Source organism: Globicatella sp. PHS-GS-PNBC-21-1553 (assembly GCF_033564055.1).
GTDB classification, from domain to species: domain Bacteria; phylum Bacillota; class Bacilli; order Lactobacillales; family Aerococcaceae; genus Globicatella; species Globicatella sulfidifaciens.
The window spans coordinates 1,235,324-1,255,808 of the sequence record NZ_CP085470.1 but is presented as its reverse complement, the minus strand read 5'-3'; the positions used below and the strand labels follow the sequence as shown (position 1 = coordinate 1,255,808).

Genomic DNA, 20,485 nt, shown 5'->3' with positions numbered 1-20,485 from the left:
ATAATAGTAAGCAATTTAAGCGTCAAAAGATACTTTTACTGTTTGAAGTGGCACATCGTAGAAACGGTCCTCACGACGTCCTAAGAAATCTTTACCTTGTTGTTTAAACAAAGCATATGATAAGACATCTTCTTCACTCTTAGCGTATTGTTTAATTTCATCACGTAAAGTTGGCATTTGTGGTTCGATAAGGTCTGCCGGTCTTACGGCTAACACTTCTTGATCGCCAATAATTTTTTGCTTTATTTCAGAATCTATTGCTGCTGGTGCTTTACCATATAAACCTTTTACATAATCACGAATTTCATTCGGCACTACTTTATATCTTTCGCCGGCAATGATATTCATTAATGATTGCGTTCCAACCATTTGTGATAATGGTGTGACTAATGGCGGATAGCCTAAATCTTTACGCACACGTGGTACTTCAGCCAACACTTCTTCATATTTGTCTGCTAGACCTTGCTCCGTTAATTGGCTTAATAGATTCGATAACATCCCACCAGGTACTTGATAAATTAAGGTTTTAGGCTCCGTATCTTTTACTTTCGGATTTAAGATTCCTTCCTTACGATAATGATCACGTACTTTATTAAAATGCTCGGCAATGGTTTCAATTTTCTTCAAATCTAATCCCGTCTCAAAACCTAGCTCTTCTAAAGCAATCGCCATTGATTCTGTCGCCGGTTGGCTAGTGCCCCCTGCAAATGAAGAAACAGCTGTATCAATGATGTCTGCTCCAGCTTCAGCTACTTTTAAGTAAGTCATCTCTGCAATACCACTGGTTGCATGAGTATGCACTTCAAGAGGGATTGACACATTTTCTTTGATACGTTTCACTAGTTCATAACCCGTTTGTGGGGTTAACACTCCTGCCATATCTTTAATACAGATGGAATCAGCACCCATTTCTGCATACGTTTTACTTAATTCCACAAAATATTCAACGGTATGAACCGGACTGGTTGTATAAGAAATCGCCGCTTGTGCGTGTCCGCCATATTGTTTGGTAGCTTTAATAGCTGTCTCTAAATTACGAGGATCATTTAAAGCATCAAATATACGAATGATATCAATGCCATTTTCAATGGATTTTTGTACAAATGATTCTACAACATCATCCGCATAATTACGATAACCTAAAAGATTTTGTCCACGTAATAGCATTTGTAATTTAGTATTTTTGACCGTCTTACGAATAGTTCTTAAACGTTCCCAAGGGTCTTCATTTAAGAAGCGTAAGCAAGAATCAAAAGTAGCGCCACCCCAAACTTCTAAAGCATGATAACCAGCTTGGTCTAATGTTTCAAGTACTGGCAACATTTCTTCAGTAGTCATTCGGGTTGCTATTTGACTTTGTTGACCATCTCTTAAGACTGTTTCAGTTATTTGGATTCTCGCCATACTCATCCTCCTTCATAAATTCTTTTATCAGTTCAACAATTTTTATTTGCATTTCTTCAACAGAATGCTTGCGAGAACGCCCGCACTCTTTGGCATCTGCCTCACATATTAAGCAACGTCTCGTCGGCAAGCCTAATTCTCGACGACTCAACCCTTTCATTTGACCATTAGCCATAACTAACACATCCAAATCAAACAAACGCCCAATGGATTGCGTCTGTTCAATTGCCATCATTTTTTGTTTAACAGTGCTCGCTTTTTCTAAAGTCATTAAATAAAACTCTATGCCTGTTTTTTGGTCTAATTGTTTTTGAAAAAGGATTTTTTCTCCGTCAAGCTGTGCCAATACCTCATCCATTACCTGATCAAAGATGAGACGAAGCGTCTCACTCCTTTTAATTGGACCAGGAATATTTAAGGTAGCACAGAGCAAAGTGCCATGAGGAAATTGGGCAAATAATTGTTGCTGTCGTAAGCTCCTTTTTTCGCGAGCTTCAAGCATATCGGTTAATTCAACTATTGCGCCATCGAACACTCGTTTATACATTTTTAACGACATCGATAAGGGTACCATCACGGTACTCAATTAAAGCCACCACTTTATCGCCATACTCAATTGGATCTGGATTACCTACAATGGCATAAGCTCTTTCTTTTAACTCTTCTATTGTTAATTGTGGCACTTTTAAATCTTTAAAATGTTCAATTAAATCCGGACGATTTGGATTAATGGCAATTCCTAATTCAGTTACCACCACATCCACACTCGTTCCTGGAGTAATGACCGTATTGACTTTATCAACAATTGTCGCAATACGTCCACGAACAATCGGTGTAATGACTAAACTCATTTTAGATGCATAAGCGGTATCACTGTGTCCACCTGAAGCGCCACGAATGACGCCATCAGAACCGGTCATTACATTCACATTAAAGTCGGTATCCACTTCTAATGCTGATAAAATACAAGTATCTAATTGATTAATAACAGAACCTTTACTTAATGGTGAAGCATACATGACAGCGTCAATCTCATAATGCTTACCAGCATTACGATCTAAAGATAATGCTGATGGATGGTCGAAGTCTTGAACATCCATAATTTTTTCAATTAATCCTTCTTCTAATAATTCAACCATCGCATTGGTAATGCCACCTAAAGCAAAGCTACCTTTAATCCCGTCTTTAAGCATTTGTTCTCTCATGAAGCGGGTTACTGCTAATGATGCCCCCCAGTACCTGTTTGGAATGAAAAACCTTCTTTATAGTAAGGTGAATTCGTAATCACTTTCGATGCATATTCAGCTATTAATAATTCTTTTGGATTTTTCGTATAACGTGTCGCTCCTTTAGCAATCCCTGATGGATCGCCAATCGCATCTACAACGACCACATAGTCAACATCAGTTTGCGGAATACTAATTGGGGTATTAGGGTAATCAACTAATGTATCGGTAATGATGACAACTTTATCAGCATATTTTGCATCTACTTTAGCATATCCTAAAGATCCACAAACGGCTTTCCCTTTCATCCCATTAGCATTTCCATACGCATCCGCACTAGGAGCTCCTAAAAATGCAACGTCAATTTTAATGTCACCTCGAGCAATCGCTCTAGCACGTCCACCATGTGAACGAATAACCACTGGATTTTCCATAATGCCTTCTGAAATAGCAGCACCTAATTTATCACGTAAACCTGATGAGGTAATATTTGTTACCACACCATTTTTAATGTGTTCAATTAGTGGCTCATGGACATTAGCAATTGAACTTGGAGCAATTGAAATATCTTTAATGCCCATTTTGGCAATTTCTTCCATTACCATATTCAACACGAAGTCTCCTTCACGGAAATGATGGTGGAATGAAATAGTCATACCATCTTTTAATCCTGTTTTCTCAATCGCTTCACGAATTGAACCTAATAATTTTTCATCACGTGGATGCACTGGTTTAATTTGACGGCTTGCTTCACTATACTCTTTAATATTAGCATCTTCACCTTCATATACACCGTATACTTCTGCGTATTCTTCTGGAATGTCACGTCCTACTTTATTTAGTACCATATTAAATATCCTCCTCAGATAATGCTCCTGCAGCTATCGCTAAAGCAATCACACGTTCTGCACGTTCTACGATTGGTTTATCAACCATCTTACCTTTTAGAGAAACAACGCCAGAACCTTTCGCTTCGGCTTCACGAATCGCCCCAATAACCTCTTTAGCATTTTGAATTTCTTTTTCTGTTGGTAAATAAATTTCATTCACTAATGGAATTTGGCGAGGATTAATGACAGATTTACCATCGAAACCTAATTGTTTAATTAAGCGTACTTCATTTTGGAACCCTTCGGTATTATTAACATCAGAGTAAACCGTATCGATGGCTGCGATGCCAGCAGCACGAGCTGCATGTAAAATCATATTACGTGCAAATGATAATTCAGCCCCATCTGGATAACGGCGGGTTTTCATATTCGTAACATAATCTTCTGCTCCTAGGGCAATCCCAATTAAACGATCACTCGCTTTGGCGATTTCACGTGCATTTAAAACCCCATTGGCAGACTCAATGGCTGCCATCATTTTCGTACGTCCCACTTCAATTCCATTTTCACGTTCTACACGTTCGATAACCGCTTCAACATCGATAATATCTTGAGCATCTTCTGTTTTTGGTAAACGAATAACATCCACTCCGGCTAAAACAACGGCTTCGATGTCCGCTTCACCGCCTGCATCTAATGCGTTGATACGCACTACGGTTTCAACACTTGAATAGTCAAACGTACGTAAAGCAAAATGAACTAATGCTCTAGATGTATCTTTTTCTTTTAATGATACAGAGTCTTCTAAGTCAAACATCAGTGAATCGGCCCCAAAGAGAGGTGCGTCTCTTAACATTGCTGCATTGGCACCTGGGACAAACATCATGGTTCTTCTTAAACGTTCCATAAGTCAATCTCCTTCCAGTTATATGAAGCTTCTTCAGCGGCACGGTGTACAGCAACAATCGTTCTTGCTTGAATCGTACAATCTAATGCTCCTTTATCAACCGCTTCAACCTCGGCAGAAGTAACGCCTAAATTATTTAGTGTCTTTTCAATTACTTCACGAATTCTTCTTCCAAATTGTTTTTCAACAGTACTATCTAAATTAATCGATATGTTTTGGTTAGATCCCGGATTAATTGTAATCATTATATCGCTCGATTCTAGTGAACCGGCGATGGCTGTTTTTTTTATTTCCATTTTTCCACCTCATCATTTCTGATTATTTCAAAACTATGTTAAATCATTGTTCTTTATCAGCAGGGAAATACTTTAATAATGCTTCCGCTGCCCCATATAAAATACCTAAAACAAGAAAGATACCTGCCATCCCAACAAACATTAATTGGAAGGCCATCCATAAGTGTTCTACATTCATTTACTTTCCTCCCCTTTGATTAACTAAAGAATGCTAATAATAATCCACCTGCAATAACAGAAGCAATTTGTCCTGAAACATTCGCCCCTACTGCATACATTAAAATAAAGTTTTGCGGATCTTCCTCAGTCGCCATTTTTTGAATAACACGACTTGACATTGGAAATGCTGAAATACCCGCCGCACCAATCATTGGATTGATTTTTTCTTTTCTAAATAAGTTTAAAATCTTCGCGAACACAACCCCACCGATTGAATCCATAATAAAGGCCACTAGACCAAATAAAATGATTAATAAGGTTTGAAAATTTAAGAATAAATCAGCTTGCATCTTAACAGAAATAGTTAAACCTAATAAGATACTCACAATATTTACTAATTCATTTTGAGCTGTTTGCGATAGACGTTCTAATACCCCACATTCACGTAATAAGTTACCAAACATTAAGAACCCTACTAAAGGTAATGAGATAGGCGCAATAAAACCTGCTACGATCGTAATCACAATCGGGAATAAGATTTTAGTCATTTTAGAAACGCCCTCTGCTTTATACGTCATGCGGATTTTACGTTCTTCTTTCGTTGTCACTAACTTGATGGCAAATGGTTGAATAATCGGTACCAAGGCCATATAAGAATACGCTGCTACGGTAATTGGCCCTAATAAGGATGGTGCCAATTGGTTCGCTACGAAAATTGAAGTCGGACCATCCGCTGCACCGATAATACCAATCGATGCTGCTTCTTTAATATCAAAACCTGCTAAAACTGCTACAACAACGACAAAAAAGATACCAAATTGAGCAGCCGCACCGAATAATAACATAAATGGATTTTGTAATAATGGACCAAAGTCAATCATCGCTCCAATCCCAATAAAGATTAATAATGGGAACAATTCGGTTCCAATACCGAAGTTAAATAGAATATCAAAAACCCCTTCTTGTTCGACACCGTTAACCACTTGGGTCACCACGCCTGAACCAGGGAAGTTAACTAATAATGTTCCTAATCCCATAGGTACTAATAATGTTGGTTCATATTCTTTTTTGATACCCAAATACATTAGTAATAAACCAACCAACATCATCACAATCTGTCCACCGGTAACGGAGGTAATTCCTGTTATTAATGTTTCCACAAATTCACTTCCTTCTCTTAATCAAAACTTATTAACCAATCACTACTAAAGCATCTCCTGGGTTTACCGTTTGACCTGGATTAACATGGATGCTTTGAACTGTACCTGCGCGCCCTGATACAATTTCATTTTCCATTTTCATTGCTTCTAAAATCATTAACGGTTGATTTTCTGCTACACTGTCACCTACATTGACCAAGATTTTAGTAATAGTTCCTGGCATTGGCGCTTTCATAGCATCCACACCAGCTGGAACATCAGCAACTGGGGCTGCTGGGGCTACTGGCGGTGTGTCTTCTGTTTTCTCCTCAACGGATGATGGTACTGGAGCTGCTGGAGCCACTGGCGGTGTTGGTGCGACCTCAGCTGTTGGAGCTGCTCCTCCAATTTCTTCCATTTCTACTAAATACTCTTTACCATCGATAGTGATTTTAAATTTACGTAACATATATCTATTCCTCCTAAGATAAATTATTTTTTCTTATAAATATTGTGGACAACCCAATGGCTGTCTTCATACTCTCTTGCGGCAATACTTGAGGCAATCAACGCTATTTCTACTGCTTCAGGATTCCGTTGCTGAACTGATTTAACCCGAAACTCACTCTCAGGAGCATCACCCGCTGCGATTGAAGCTGCAATAACACTCACTAATTCTTTATCCGTACCGTTGACATCAATGTAATCCGGTATTTTTTCCCATAAGTTTTCATCAACTTGTCTTTCTGTTACAGCTAACTCCGGCGTTCCATCGCCAGGTTTAAAACTTTCCAACCATTCCTTAACCTTTGAGAATAAGTTCATCCTTCCACTCCTTTCCCATGCTATACCTCTATTATAAACCTAATTTATCCTGATCCGTGTTCTTTTATTGTATTAAATAATCTTAAGACTATTTTATAATAAAACTCCCCTAAAGTAGTGTGGATAACCTACTTCAGAGGAATTCTGTCTATAGTTTTATGAATCTATCCACTCTTTATTCAGTTGAACCATTCAACTTGACTCAATGCAAACACGCTCAAAATTTTGTTTTTATTGTTGTGGAATATAAAACGGCATATGTCCCATTAAGATAATCGTTACAACAAAGATAACGAAAATACCTAATGCCCATTTAGCCGATTCTTTTTGCCATTCACCCATATCTAAACCTGTCAATCTTAATAATAGGTAAATGAAAGCAACTAATGGACTTAATAAGTGGAACGCTTGTCCCATTAAAGAAGCTAGTGCCATTGACATATTGTCAAAGCCATATTTCGCTCCTGCCTCTGCTAATACTGGTAAGATTCCATAGTAGAAGCCGTCGTTTGAAATAAAAAATGTACCTGGTGCTGAAATTAAGGCTACGACTAAGCCCCAGAAACCAGCTAATTGTTTAGGGATAATGGTTGCGAAACTTTGTGCTAAAGCATCAGCCATACCAGAGTTTTGGAATAATCCCATGAAAATACCCGCTGCGAATACTAAGATAACAACTTGTACCGCATCGCCCCCATTATCGCCGATACGTTTAGATTGATCTTTTAATACAGGATAGTTAATCATTAATGCTAAACAGGTACCCACTGCGAATAATAGTAAGGCTGGCATCTCAATCGCTTTAATAAATGAACCAGCAACTAACCAAGCAATTAAAATAATGGTCATAATACCATTAATAGCAAAATTTTCTGGGCGACGTAATGCTTGTGTTTCTTCATCTTTAATTGTTGTTAACGATAAAATTTCTTCTTCTGTTAAATCTTTAATACCAAGACGTTTACGCTCTTTGCGTCCCATATGAGGGGCTACAATGAATAATACATATAGAATCGATAAGACCATACCTGGTGCTAAATAACTTAAAATTTCTGCTCCAACATTCATGACCGACATTGCACGTGCGGTAGGGCCACCCCAAGGTAATAAATTCATAATGGTATTTTGTAAAATTAATAATACCCCTAAGTTCATGACATTCATGTTTAATTTTTTATAGATTGGTAAGAAAGCTGAGACCACGATTAAGGTTGTTGTAGTGCCATCTCCATTCAATGAAACTGCAGCCGAAACAACTGCGGTAGCAATTAACACTTTCATTGGATCCCCTTTAGCAAAGCGAATCATTTTCTCAGTAATGGGATCAAATAAACCAGCATCTAACATAATTGAAAAATATAAAATTGCAAATAGTAACATGATACCTGTTTTAGATGTTTTCGCTATCCCATCTAAGACCATTTCTCCGATATTATAAGCCATTTCTCCTTGTGCCACACCGGTGACCATTGCGATAATCGCAAATAATAATGGAATCATAATAAGGGATGTCAGCGGTGACATTTTTTTGGTCATGATGACATACATAAAGAAGACAATCATACCGTAAGCTAAAATTGTAAGCAACATATTTTTTCCTCCTAAAAAATAATAGTTAAAGTATTGAGCGCATCTACCTTTATAAGTATTTTATATGAAAGCGATTGTAATTAATAGGCATTTAAGCGCATTTTGATACGAAAAAACACAAAAAAAACACTAGTTGCACGAACCAGGCGATTTTTAACCTGAGGCAATTAATGTTTTAAAGTATTTTTGATTTTTCTTAATCTTTTATGAATGGATTTATTGTTTATCCGCATTAATCCAGTCGTATTTATCAGCTTCCTTTTCGAATTTAGCGACAACATAGCTACATTGAGCTTTAATTTTCTTACTCTCTTTAGCCATTTCGGATACTAAATGGTCTAATAATTTTTCTGCCACTCCTTGTCCTCTAAGGACTGGACTTACATAAGTGTGATTTGCAATAACAATGGCTGGATCTGCAGTCGGTTGAAAAGTGATTTCTGCAATAACCTCACCTTGTTCATTGCGTTTAACGTAGCCATTTTCAATTTTTTCAAATTCCATATACTTCACCTCTTTGAAAGTAATATAACACAACCTACTATCTAATGTCATTTAAAATAAAATATTGGCTCTACGCTATTCAAATGCTTCAAGAAAAGGGCAACTATTGTGGTCACTTCAATTGGTGTTGGAGGCTTGGATCGGTAAATATTATTTAGTATCAGTAGATGAAATTCCCGTCGTCAGCGCTAACAATTGTATTTACCGCTGAAGATACATTAAGTTGTTTAAACATTATCATATGGTTATTAATAATAAACCATAAATCAAATTATAATCAACAAAAAATCGCTCTGTAATATTCAGTTATGTGAACGCTACAGAGCGATTATTTATAATCATTTAGATTTTTTAGTTATTTCTTAATGTTGGGAATAATAATACATCACGAATCGATTGTGAATCAGTTAATAACATGATTAAACGGTCAATCCCAATTCCTAATCCTCCGGTTGGTGGCATACCATATTCTAATGCTTCTAAGAAATCTTCATCCACTGGATGAGCTTCGTCGTTTCCAGCATTTTTTTCCGCCATTTGCGCTTCAAAACGTTCACGTTGATCGATTGGGTCCGTTAACTCCGTAAAGGCATTGGCATACTCCTTTCCAACGATAAATAGCTCAAAACGATCGGTGAAACGAGGATCTGCTTCATTTTTTCGTGCTAATGGTGAAATTTCTACCGGATGTCCATAGACAAAGGTTGGTTGAATACATTTTTCTTCACAGTGAGTTTCAAAGAAATTATTAATAATATGTCCTACTGTTAAATCATGTGGGTTGACTTCAACTTGATGTTCTTTTGCCAAAGCTTTGGCTTCTTCAAAAGTCATTTCTTGCCAGAAATCCACACCTGTTACTTCTTTAATCATATCAACCATATGACGGCGGGCCCAAGGCTTACCTAATTCAATAGCTTGACCATCATATTCAACGGTAGTTGTCCCTAAAACTTTTTCAGCAACAGATTTAATTAAACCTTCGGTTAAATCCATAATATCGGTATAGACTGTGTAGGCCGTATAAACTTCTAACATGGTGAATTCTGGATTGTGGGTCGTATCAATACCTTCATTACGGAATACGCGGCCAATTTCATAAACCTTTTCCATACCACCTACTACTAATCGTTTTAAGTGTAATTCTAAGGCAATACGTAAGTATAATTCCATATCTAATGCATTATGATGCGTAATAAACGGTCTAGCACTCGCACCACCGGCTAAATTATGTAATGTTGGTGTTCTCAACTTCTAAATATCCCGCATCATCAAGGTAATGACGAATTTCACGTAAAATTTTAGAACGGTTAATAAAACGATTACGGCTCTCATCATTACTAATTAAATCTAAGTAACGTTGACGGTAACGCTGTTCTACATTGGTTAAACCATGGAATTTGTCCGGTAATGGACGTAATGCTTTAGTTAGCGGGACAAATTCAGTTGCATGAACGGATACTTCTCCGGTATTCGTTTTAAATACATAACCAGTGACTCCTACAATATCTCCTAAGTCTGCCACTTTAAACCAAGGATAAGCGACTTCGCCAATGCCATCTTGACGAACGTATACTTGAATTTTGCCATCCATGTCCAATAAATGAGCAAAACCCGCTTTTCCTTTTCCACGTTTTGAAACCATTCTTCCGGCTACTGAGACCATAATCTTCTCTCCTTCAGCTAAGGTTTCTTTATCTAAATGGTCATAAGCTGAATGAATTTGACTAGAAGTATGTGTCCGCACAAATCCTGAATCAAAGGGATTGACTTCTGTTGCTTCCTCCATATTTACCATTTTCTCACGACGCGCAATGAGTTGGTCGTTTAATGTTTCTTGAATTTCATGTTTACTCACGAATGGTTCACTCCTAAATATTATTTATTTCATGTTTTTAAAAATTTACACATATAGATACATTTTAACGGAATTTTGACTAAATGTCACACCTTTTATAAATGAAAGGCTTTTCTAGTAAGAGTTAGCCCTTTATTAGACAAAAAAAGATTCTTAGCTTCATGGACGCACTCATCATGAGTTAATTAAGTCCATTTTGCTGAGAATCCTTTCTCATTATTTTAATAATCTTCAACAAAGAAACTTCTGGTCCACAGTGGTAATTGATTCTTAACGGAATCGGGCAACATTTTTGAAACTTCTTTTAATTGCTCATTAAAATTTGCTCCCATTAATTTTGAAATTTCATTTAAGCCCATATCGTAACCGAGCATTTCAGCTCTGGCTATTTGCTTAAGTACTTCAATGTAACTATAGGCTAAAGCAATAGTTAAGCTACTAGCAGTCATCCCACTAATCACTCCGCCGGTAATCGTGCCTACTCCAGGAATAAACTTTAACAAATTACCAGCCAAATATTTACCTATGGCCGTGGCACCACCCGTACCGCCTACACCGGCTAACATACTTATAATTTGTGCTTTTTCTAATGATAAACCAAAAATGGCTGTTATATGACCTAACATCGTAATTTGCATTGGCACCAGAATGGCTGCATCCGATACCGGTATTGGTGTAAAGCCTACACCAAAAGAAGTCTTAATATAACGCTTAGCCCAACGTCTCGCATCTTCGACTTTACGATCAATATCGATTTGTTGGGCGTTGATAAAAGCCTGATGTACCTTTGATGGAATTATTTTTACCGTGATATCAATCAAGTCTTGTAAACCATGTGCAGGTATTTTTTGATGTGATGAGACCGCATATTCTTTGGCTAATACCGGCACAACGCCCTCGATTGGTAAAGCTAACTCTTTTAAATACTCGATAAATTCGTTTGATTCTTGGCCAATCGATTGGGTCACGACTAAAACAACTGGTAATTCACTCGCTAAGGCTCGAATTATTTCGACTTCCATTGCTTCAATACGTGACATATTAGCATTCACACAATAATAAGCTAAATGAATTTCCTGATCATGGCCCAATTCTTTTTGGATATTAATTAAATGCGCAAGGCTTTTTAATACCTCTTTTTGCGCCGCTGCCGTTAATTCTAATCCTTTTGTATCATAGAGGGATAACGGGACGCCCTCTTTTGTCAACTTTTCAACGTGCTGGGTTACAGGCATTCCAACCCCTGTCTTAGCGATATTCTCTCTAAAGAGAGCATTAATTAAGGTGCTTTTGCCACTCCCAGTTTTACCTGCCACTAAAATATTAATGAAAGGCATCTTCTTCACTTCATCATTGACTTTCTTAGCTAAGTCATTCGCTAAATTTACATTTACTTTGCCCCGTAAAATACGTTGAAATATACTCATCCAATCTCTCCTTAGTCACGACGACGACTATTTGCGATTAAAATAAAACGTAATAAGGTAAACGCACTGTTTAAAGTGCTAGCAACATAGGTAAAGGCTGCCGCATTCAATACTTTTTTCGCTGCTGGTATTTCCTCTGGCTCAATTAAATGATGTGACTGCATAATCGCTAATGCACGTTTACTTGCATCAAATTCCACCGGTAGAGTAATAATTTGAAACGCTAAAGCTAAACCAAAAGCAATAATCCCAATCCATACTAACGAAAAAATATTTAAGATAAAGCCAGCCATTAATAAAGGCATTGATAAGCTAGACCCAAATTGAGCAATCGGTGCAAATGAACTACGTAATTTTAAGAAACCGTAGCTTTCTGCATCTTGGAGTGCATGCCCACACTCATGAGCCGCTACCGATATGGCGGCAATCGACGTTGATTGATCGGTTGCGTCTGATAATCTTAAAACTTTTGATCTTGAATCATAATGATCAGATAAATGACCCACAACATGTTCGATTGAAACGTCATGTATATTGGACGCCTGTAATAAAGCTTGAGCTGCTTGTCTTCCTGTAATTTGGTTAAGAGACTCTAATTCGTCATATTTTCTAAAGGTACTTGTCACACGTGATTGAGCAAACATTACTAACGCTGCTCCTATTAACACTAAAATCATCGTACTATCGTATCCATAATACATCCATAACACCTCCAAAGAGTTTATTAACGTTATTATATCAATTTTTGAGAATGATTTCATTATATATCAACTTTGCCAATTAAAATCAGACTAAAGTTGGTGATAGTGACTTAAATCGTTTATGTTATACTAATATTAGTTAGATAGGAAAGAGGTTACCTTCATGGATATTAGACAATTAAAATATTTCATTGCGATTGCCGAATCAAAAAATCTTTCTAGAGCGGCCAAAAGTCTCTTTATTACACAACCCACTTTATCACAAACTATCAAAAAACTAGAATCTGAACTCAATACTGTGCTGTTTAAGATGACCGATGAAGGGATGATGTTAACTGAAACAGGACAAGTCTTATATGATGATGGGATTAAAATAGTCGAAGATTTTGAAAAGCTGATTGATAAAGTTTCACAATACAAACAACAGCCTATTGAAAAAATAAAAGTAGGCTTAACGACACTATTCGCCATTCAATTTATGAAACAAATCTCTCATTTTATTGCTACCCATAGTAATGTTGAATTGGCTATCTTCCAAGATGGTTCACGTCAACTACAAAAAATGCTGGTTGATAAGGAAATCGATGTGGGATTATTATCATTCCCCCAACTTTATCCCGAAATTGCAATCGAACCTCTAGCTACCTCTACCCAAGGCTATTGGGTGTCGGTCGTCATTCCTGAAAATAATCCCTTAGCTAACAAAGAGGCGATTCAAATCATCGACTTAAAAGGGCAAAACATTTCTAGCTTGACGCATCATTTCATGTTAGGCGAAATGCTAACACGTAGCTGTCACGCAGCTGGTTTTAATCCTAATATCGTATTTATGCACAACGACTGGGCCGTCTTATTACATAGCTTAAAAGAGCTTAACGCAATTACCATTTTACCTTCTGAATTTCAAGCACTTAGTGACAACAAAGGATTAAAATGGATCCCTTTCGTCGAAAAGAATAACTTCTACCCTATCGGTATCGCTACTCGCAAAGATTTTGTGACTACCTCAGCGATCCAAGAATTTATTGACGCTATCAAATCTAATTAAACAATAAAACACCACTTAAATGGCTTCGCTGCCTTTTAGGTGGTGTTCTTTGTCTACATATAGACCATTTGATTGTTATCTAGGATAACGACCCTTCTATTAAGGTCTTCATGTAAAAAAATATCAGTATTATGCCCCTCAGAAATGGAACCTTACTTTCGTCCTGTTATTTACCTTAGCACTGTCAGAGGGGCCCACGGTCATGTATCCTTTTTGGCTCACTTTCGATCCGTTATTTACACTAAATCTCTTAGATTTCGATTAATAGTCCAGCAAGTACAATTTGATGCAGCTTTGGTTCTTTTATAATCAAAAGATTATCAACTCCAAACAACATCAGTAGCTTTCTGCCTGGACATCCTATCATTATAAGTCTAAGCGATAATCTTCTTCAGAGACAATCGGCATTACTTTGGTAAAGACATGTTTAAAAACAAATCCCATTGCCACTGGAATCACAATAAACGCTAAAATCGACACTAAAATATTCTTAATATTGCCAAAGCCACCTTCAGCTAAGTTTATCGCGTTAATTGGCCCAACTAACCCCGAAAAACCAAAACCAGCGGACATCGGCGTTCCTTGAATATTGAAAATTTGAGCAACCAAACCACAGACGGCTGCATTAGCGATAATTGGAATCATTGTTTTGGGATTTTTCACTACGACTGGCATGGACATTTTGGGTGAGCCAATAAAATGTGCCATACTTGTACCCACACCATTGACATTCCATCCCATAATCGCTAAACCAAAACCACAAGCACAAATACCTAAGTTACCAGCACCAGAACCAATACCTGATAATCCAACAGCTAAAGCGATGCCGACGGTAGTAATAGGAGAAACAATTAAAATCGCAAAAATAATCGCAATTAAAATACACATTATAATCGGTTGCAGTGTTAATAACGAAGCAACCCCTTGTCCAATTAAGGTGGTAATACTAGTAACATAAGGTAAGATCATTCTTCCAAGACCGCCAACACCGGCTAATAATAATGCCGGAATGACAATAATAGTATAAGATTTTAATTTATCGCCTACTAATAAAATCACCAATGCAGCTAAAGCGGCTGTTAAACCAACATTTATAATATCGCCGGTCCCGTTAATCGTCATCGACCCATCAGCAAATTGAACGGCACCTGAAGCATACATCGCCGCCAATCCGACTGAAGCCGATTGGATCGGATTAAATTTAAAATTCAAGCCAACCATCATACCACAAACTAATCCTAACATAGAATTAGACATGGCTAAGGCATTTAAAATTGAAGAGCCAGGCATAATCGCCTTAAATAATTCCGATAGTAGCGCCCCTGGAATCAAGACCACTACCGTCCCCAATGCCAATCCATTTAAAATATTCATCGCAAATTTATTTGCTGTCATTTTACTTTCCATCTCGTTCACATTCCTTACTATCTTATTGATGTTTACTGCTTTTGATGATTAATTAATTTACACGATTACGGGTCGTTCCCGTTTCAATGACTTCTAATGTTGCATTTAAGCCACCTTCAACTAAGTTCTTCACGGCTTCATCCGTATAAAAAGCAATGTGTGGTGAATAAATAATCTTTGGATGATTAATAACTTGCAGGAATAACTCATCTTCAATCGTTTGGTCTGTTAAGTTTTTAGGAATCAATGGCCCTTCCTCTTCATAAGTATCCAAACCGGCCCCCATTAAATGACCTTCATCCAATACTTCAATTAAAGCTTTCGTATCAATTAAAGCACCTCGTGCCATATTTAATAAAATCGCATCTTTTTTACATTTTAATAATAATTCTTTATCGAATAAATGATAATTTTCTTCAGTTGCTGGCATGTGTAATGAAATAATATCAGCATCCTTAATGACCTCTTCAATAGAGTCACCATAGGTTAATAAATCAGATAATTGCGAATTTGGATATAAATCATAACCGATAATTTCACAACCAAAACCTTTAAAGAAACGGGCCACTGCCTGACCAATCCGTCCTGTTCCTAATACAGCAACTTTCATGTCTCCCATTAAACGTCCGCGGATTTCAGGTGTCCATGAGAAATTATGTTCATTCACTCTTTCTTGAATTAAATCGTATTTACGAATGATATTTAAAGCCATTGCAACTGTCCATTCAGCAATCGATTCTGGTGAGTAACTTGGTACGTTTGAAATAATAATGTCATTCTCTTTAGCCAAAGCCAAATTATACATGTCTACTCCCGCACTTCGTTGCGCAATTTGCTTAATTCCCATTTGATGTAATTGTGCATATAATGACTCATCTAATTTTCCTACTTGTGATAAAGATAAGCCATCATAATCCTTCACTCGTTCGATTAATTCTGGTGTAAAATTTTCTTCATTTATTGATAATTCAACTTGATGTTCCTTCGCCCAATTCTCAGCGACGGTTCTTTCTTCATCCCGAACACCAAACATAATAATTTTACGCATTATTTATTCCCCCTTTATGTACTATCTTAATCATAAGACTTTGAATAGTTATTCACAATAGCATAATAACACTTCGTTATACATATAATTTATAGGGATATAAATAATATTAATAGTTCAGATAGTTTTTTATTCTGCTTATCTCTCCTTTATTTTTTTATTTGAATATTATAACATTTTTAATTTAATTAGTCTTCTTTAATTAAGTTTGATTTCCGATTTGTCTTCGGTAAGAATCAGAATGACTGCTATTTTCTGAATCAATCTCTTTTATGGCAAACAAAAAAGAGGTCGAACCAAACTTTTATGTTTTAGTTCAACCTCTATTACTTCTCAATGAAAGCGGGCAAGACGTAGAAAACCAAATGACTTTCGCTTCGTCTGTCCACCCACTCGCACAGGTGAGTAGCTCTCAAACAAGTCATTAAGACTCTATTTAAGACCACTCATCCTCTGCCCTAAATTATTCTACTTCTGCGGTTTCAGTTGCTTCTGTCGCTACAGTTGCTTCAGCTTCGTTTAATTCTGCTTGTACATCTAGGTTTGATTTGATATTACGATATCTGGTCATACCAGTACCAGCAGGGATTAATTTACCAATTGTAACATTCTCTTTTAGTCCTAATAAGACATCTTTCTTACCGCGAATAGCAGCATCTGTTAAGACACGAGTTGTTTCTTGGAATGATGCAGCAGAAATAAATGAATTTGTCTCTAAGGCTGCTTTGGTAATTCCTAATAACACTGGACGCGCTGTCGCTGGGATTTCTCCGGCTTTAATAGAAGATGCATTCGCACGAGCAAAGTCTGCGATATCCATTAAAGCACCTGGTAGAATTTTTGTGCCTGCTGGGTCCATAACGCGTACTTTACGTAACATTTGACGAACCATTACTTCGATGTGTTTATCGCCGATTTCTACCCCTTGGCCACGGTATACCGCTTGTACTTCACGTAATAAGTATTTTTCAACTGTAATCACGTCAGTAACACGTAACAATTCTTTTGGATCAATGGAACCTTCCGTTAACGCTTGACCACGTTCAACCATATCTCCTTCTTTTACTTTCAAGCGTGCTTGATAAGCAACATTATAAGTACGAGTATCACCGTTACCAGCGATCGTAATATCTTTCGAACGGTCGCCCGCTTTTTCTTCGATCGATTCCACAACACCGGCTACTTCTGTAATAGTCGCTTGTCCTTTAGGATTACGCGCTTCAAAAATCTCTTGAATACGAGGTAAACCTTGAGTGATATCGCCACCACCCGCAACCCCTCCGGTATGGAAAGTACGCATGGTTAATTGAGTACCAGGTTCTCCGATTGATTGAGCTGCAATCGTTCCGACCGCTTCCCCAACTTCTACTTCAGATCCGGTCGCTAAGTTACGGCCATAACATTTTTTACATACACCATGTTGTGTATTACATGTAAAGACTGAACGAATCGTTACTTCTTTAATACCTGCATTAACGATAGTCGCTGCTAAATCTTCAGAAATTAATTCATTTGGTCCTATAATTACCTCACCTGTTTCAGGGTGACGGACTGTTTTTTGAGTATAACGACCAATTAATCGTTCGTCTAATGACTCAATCACACTGTTTCCATCAGCAATTTCGGTAATCACAATGCCTTTATCAGTACCACAGTCGTCTTCACGAACGATAACATCTTGCGCTACGTCAACTAAACGACGTGTTAAATAACCTGAGTCGGCTGTCTTCAAGGCCGTATCGGTCATCCCTTTACGAGCACCGTGAGTAGAAATAAACATCTCTAAGACCGATAATCCTTCACGGAAGTTTGATGTAATCGGTAATTCGATAATCTTACCACTTGGCGCCGCCATGTTACCACGCATACCCGCTAATTGAGTAAAGTTAGAGATATTACCACGGGCACCTGAATCCGACATCATATGGATTGGGTTTAATCTTGGTAATGAGCTCTTAAGATCCTCTTGAATCTTATCTTTTGCTTGTTCCCAAGTACGAATAACACTTCCATAACGTTCATCTTCGGTAATTAAACCACGACGATATTGTTTCGTGATATTTTCAACTTTTTTATGTGCTTCCTCTAAAATACCATCTTTAGATTCTAGACGTAATACGTCTGCAACCCCAACAGTAATTCCAGCACGTGTTGAATACTTGTAACCTAAGTTTTTCAATTTATCTAACATCACAGACGTTTCCGTAATTTGGAATCGTTTGAATACTTCCGCAATAATATTACCAAAGTCTTTTTTCTTAAACGGTGGTACCATCTCCATTGCGGCAATCGCTTCTGGTACATCTGTTCCCGGTTCTAAGAAATATTTATCAGGTGTTTGTTGGGTTAGGTTCGCATTAGTAGGTTCATTTAAGTAAGGAAACTCTATTGGCATAATCTCATTGAAGAATAATTTACCAATTGTTGTCACCATTAAACGTTCTTTTTGCCATTCAGTAAATGGTTTTCCAGGTAATGCTTTAGCTGGAATGGCAACACGTGTATGTAAATGTACATAACCATTTTGATAAGCAATTTCTGCTTCACCCACACTACTTAATACTAAACCTTCACCGATACGTCCTGGTTCTTCTAAAGTTAGATAATAGTTACCTAAGACCATATCTTGAGATGGTGTTACGACAGGTTTACCATCTTTAGGGTTTAAGATATTTTGAGCTGCTAACATTAACAAACGTGCTTCTGCTTGTGCTTCTTCTGATAAAGGTACGTGTACCGCCATTTGGTCCCCGTCAAAGTCGGCATTATATGCCTCACACACTAATGGGTGTAGACGGATTGCGCGACCTTCAACTAAGGTCGGCTCGAAAGCTTGAATCCCTAAACGGTGAAGCGTAGGTGCACGGTTAAGTAACACTGGATGTTCACGAATAACTTCTTCAATTACAGGCCAAATCGCATCATCTTGAGTTTCAATCATACGTTTAGCATTTTTGATATTGCTAGCAATTTCACGTTCAACTAATTCTTTCATTACAAAAGGTTTGAATAATTCAATTGCCATTTCTTTTGGTAAACCACATTGATACATTTTTAAGTTAGGTCCAACGACGATAACAGAACGCCCTGAGTAGTCTACACGTTTACCTAATAAGTTTTGACGGAAACGACCTTGTTTCCCTTTTAACATATGCGATAAAGATTTTAATGGACGGTTACCTGGTCCGGTTACGGCACGACCACGACGACCATTATCAATCAAAGCGTCAACCGCTTCTTGTAACATACGTTTTTCGTTTTGAACAATAATACCAGGTGCGCCTAAATCTAATAAGCGTTTCAAACGGTTATTACGGTTAATAACACGACGGTATAGATCATTCAAGTCACTTGTCGCAAAACGTCCACCTTCTAATTGAACCATTGGACGAATATCAGGTGGGATAACAGGTAAGACATCTAATACCATCCATTCTGGTTTATTACCTGATTCATTGAAAGCATCTAAGATGTCTAAACGGCGAATCGCACGTGTACGTTTTTGACCTGTTGCGGTTTTTAAGATTTCTCTTAATTCTTCAACTTCTTTTTCAACGTCTACCATTTCTAATAATTCTTTAACGGCTTCTGCACCCATTTTGGCATAGAAACGATCACCGTATTCGCGTTTTTTCTCACGATATTCTGCTTCCGTTAACAATGATTTAAATTCTAACGGGGTATCACCTGGATCAATAACGATGTATGAAGCAAAGTAAATCACTTCTTCTAAGTAACGTGGACTAATATCCAATACTAATCCCATACGACTTGGAATTCCTTTGAAATACCATACGTGTGTAACTGGAGCAGCTAATTCAATATGTCCCATTCTTTCACGACGTACTTTTGCTTTCGTTACTTCAACACCACAGCGATCACAGACGCGTCCTTTATAACGAACGCGTTTTAATTTACCACAGCTACATTCCCAATCTTTAGTTGGTCCGAAAATACGTTCACAGAATAATCCGTCACGTTCAGGTTTTAATGTACGGTAGTTAATGGTTTCAGGTTTTTTTACTTCACCGTATGACCAACTACGAATTTTTTCGGAGGATGCTAAGCCAATTTGCATGGCTTCGAAATTATTAACATCTATCAAGGGGCCGACCT

Annotated in this window: 16 protein-coding genes and 2 pseudogenes; 1 reads left to right on the top strand and 17 read right to left on the bottom strand. The window is 37.5% G+C overall.

Features of this window, described 5'->3' with window-relative positions:
• Nucleotides 1-15: 15 nt before the first annotated feature.
• The 14 genes and pseudogenes from LB888_RS05870 to LB888_RS05805 form a co-directional block, all read right to left on the bottom strand.
• Nucleotides 16-1,404, bottom strand: coding sequence for an oxaloacetate decarboxylase subunit alpha (locus LB888_RS05870; protein WP_311920531.1), 1,389 nt, complete (start codon nucleotides 1,402-1,404; stop codon nucleotides 16-18).
• On the bottom strand, nucleotides 1,382-1,981 hold the full coding sequence (citX, locus tag LB888_RS05865) for a citrate lyase holo-[acyl-carrier protein] synthase (protein ID WP_318753957.1): 600 nt from the start codon (nucleotides 1,979-1,981) through the stop codon (nucleotides 1,382-1,384). Before citX ends, LB888_RS05870 begins: the two co-directional genes overlap by 23 nt.
• Nucleotides 1,944-3,478: pseudogene (gene citF / locus LB888_RS05860) on the bottom strand (citrate lyase subunit alpha). The gene citX and the pseudogene citF overlap by 38 nt, the downstream one beginning before the upstream one ends.
• 1 nt (nucleotide 3,479) lies before the next feature.
• Nucleotides 3,480-4,367, bottom strand: a complete 888-nt coding sequence (gene citE / locus LB888_RS05855; RefSeq protein ID WP_276649183.1) for a citrate (pro-3S)-lyase subunit beta — start codon at nucleotides 4,365-4,367, stop codon at nucleotides 3,480-3,482.
• Nucleotides 4,355-4,663: a citrate lyase acyl carrier protein gene (citD, locus tag LB888_RS05850; RefSeq protein ID WP_311920537.1), complete on the bottom strand. Its 309-nt coding sequence runs from the start codon at nucleotides 4,661-4,663 to the stop codon at nucleotides 4,355-4,357. The genes citE and citD overlap by 13 nt, the downstream gene beginning before the upstream one ends.
• Nucleotides 4,664-4,706: 43 nt before the next feature.
• The gene (locus LB888_RS05845; protein ID WP_276649185.1) at nucleotides 4,707-4,841 is read right to left on the bottom strand and encodes an OadG-related small transporter subunit; all 135 of its coding nucleotides are present in this window, start codon (nucleotides 4,839-4,841) and stop codon (nucleotides 4,707-4,709) included.
• Nucleotides 4,842-4,860: 19 nt separating this feature from the next.
• Nucleotides 4,861-5,982 carry a sodium ion-translocating decarboxylase subunit beta gene (locus LB888_RS05840; protein WP_276649186.1) on the bottom strand — a complete coding sequence of 374 codons (1,122 nt, stop codon included), beginning with the start codon at nucleotides 5,980-5,982 and terminating at the stop codon, nucleotides 4,861-4,863.
• A gap of 31 nt (nucleotides 5,983-6,013) precedes the next feature.
• Entirely contained in the window at nucleotides 6,014-6,430 is a 417-nt protein-coding gene (locus LB888_RS05835; protein WP_318753922.1) for an acetyl-CoA carboxylase biotin carboxyl carrier protein subunit, read from the bottom strand.
• Nucleotides 6,431-6,453: 23 nt separating this feature from the next.
• The gene (locus LB888_RS05830) at nucleotides 6,454-6,786 is read right to left on the bottom strand and encodes a hypothetical protein (RefSeq protein ID WP_311920540.1); all 333 of its coding nucleotides are present in this window, start codon (nucleotides 6,784-6,786) and stop codon (nucleotides 6,454-6,456) included.
• Nucleotides 6,787-7,017: 231 nt separating this feature from the next.
• Nucleotides 7,018-8,376, bottom strand: coding sequence for a citrate:proton symporter (locus LB888_RS05825; protein ID WP_311920542.1), 1,359 nt, complete (start codon nucleotides 8,374-8,376; stop codon nucleotides 7,018-7,020).
• 216 nt (nucleotides 8,377-8,592) lie between these two features.
• Entirely contained in the window at nucleotides 8,593-8,880 is a 288-nt protein-coding gene (locus LB888_RS05820) for a GNAT family N-acetyltransferase (RefSeq protein ID WP_276649190.1), read from the bottom strand.
• A 351-nt stretch (nucleotides 8,881-9,231) separates the two neighbouring features.
• A pseudogene (lysS, locus tag LB888_RS05815) lies at nucleotides 9,232-10,678 on the bottom strand (lysine--tRNA ligase).
• A gap of 281 nt (nucleotides 10,679-10,959) precedes the next feature.
• Nucleotides 10,960-12,165, bottom strand: a complete 1,206-nt coding sequence (locus LB888_RS05810) for a YcjF family protein (RefSeq protein ID WP_318753921.1) — start codon at nucleotides 12,163-12,165, stop codon at nucleotides 10,960-10,962.
• A gap of 11 nt (nucleotides 12,166-12,176) precedes the next feature.
• The gene (locus LB888_RS05805) at nucleotides 12,177-12,866 is read right to left on the bottom strand and encodes a zinc metallopeptidase (protein WP_318753920.1); all 690 of its coding nucleotides are present in this window, start codon (nucleotides 12,864-12,866) and stop codon (nucleotides 12,177-12,179) included.
• Nucleotides 12,867-13,029: 163 nt separating this feature from the next.
• Between LB888_RS05805 and LB888_RS05800 the strand changes: the two genes are divergently transcribed.
• Complete coding sequence (locus LB888_RS05800) at nucleotides 13,030-13,914, top strand: LysR family transcriptional regulator (protein ID WP_318753919.1); 885 nt, start codon at nucleotides 13,030-13,032, stop codon at nucleotides 13,912-13,914.
• 366 nt (nucleotides 13,915-14,280) lie between these two features.
• On the opposite strand, the gene LB888_RS05795 is transcribed toward LB888_RS05800, so the two are convergent.
• The 3 genes from LB888_RS05795 to rpoC form a co-directional block, all read right to left on the bottom strand.
• Nucleotides 14,281-15,330, bottom strand: a complete 1,050-nt coding sequence (locus tag LB888_RS05795; RefSeq protein WP_318753918.1) for a PTS sugar transporter subunit IIC — start codon at nucleotides 15,328-15,330, stop codon at nucleotides 14,281-14,283.
• A gap of 43 nt (nucleotides 15,331-15,373) precedes the next feature.
• Entirely contained in the window at nucleotides 15,374-16,369 is a 996-nt protein-coding gene (locus LB888_RS05790; protein ID WP_318753917.1) for a D-2-hydroxyacid dehydrogenase, read from the bottom strand.
• A 463-nt stretch (nucleotides 16,370-16,832) separates the two neighbouring features.
• On the bottom strand, nucleotides 16,833-20,474 hold the full coding sequence (rpoC, locus tag LB888_RS05785; protein WP_318753916.1) for a DNA-directed RNA polymerase subunit beta': 3,642 nt from the start codon (nucleotides 20,472-20,474) through the stop codon (nucleotides 16,833-16,835).
• Between the last annotated feature and the right edge of the window lie 11 nt (nucleotides 20,475-20,485).

Bases quoted from the DNA above. Each gene is read 5' to 3' on its own strand.
- LB888_RS05845 (WP_276649185.1), bottom strand. From the start codon at position 4,841: ATGAATGTAGAACACTTATGGATGGCCTTCCAATTAATGTTTGTTGGG.
- citD (WP_311920537.1), bottom strand. From the start codon at position 4,663: ATGGAAATAAAAAAAACAGCCATCGCCGGTTCACTAGAATCGAGCGAT.
- citE (WP_276649183.1), bottom strand. From the start codon at position 4,367: ATGGAACGTTTAAGAAGAACCATGATGTTTGTCCCAGGTGCCAATGCA.
- LB888_RS05820 (WP_276649190.1), bottom strand. From the start codon at position 8,880: ATGGAATTTGAAAAAATTGAAAATGGCTACGTTAAACGCAATGAACAA.
- LB888_RS05790 (WP_318753917.1), bottom strand. From the start codon at position 16,369: ATGCGTAAAATTATTATGTTTGGTGTTCGGGATGAAGAAAGAACCGTC.
- LB888_RS05810 (WP_318753921.1), bottom strand. From the start codon at position 12,165: ATGAGTATATTTCAACGTATTTTACGGGGCAAAGTAAATGTAAATTTA.
- LB888_RS05835 (WP_318753922.1), bottom strand. From the start codon at position 6,430: ATGTTACGTAAATTTAAAATCACTATCGATGGTAAAGAGTATTTAGTA.
- LB888_RS05870 (WP_311920531.1), bottom strand. From the start codon at position 1,404: ATGGCGAGAATCCAAATAACTGAAACAGTCTTAAGAGATGGTCAACAA.
- LB888_RS05825 (WP_311920542.1), bottom strand. From the start codon at position 8,376: ATGTTGCTTACAATTTTAGCTTACGGTATGATTGTCTTCTTTATGTAT.
- LB888_RS05830 (WP_311920540.1), bottom strand. From the start codon at position 6,786: ATGAACTTATTCTCAAAGGTTAAGGAATGGTTGGAAAGTTTTAAACCT.
- LB888_RS05805 (WP_318753920.1), bottom strand. From the start codon at position 12,866: ATGTATTATGGATACGATAGTACGATGATTTTAGTGTTAATAGGAGCA.
- LB888_RS05800 (WP_318753919.1), top strand. From the start codon at position 13,030: ATGGATATTAGACAATTAAAATATTTCATTGCGATTGCCGAATCAAAA.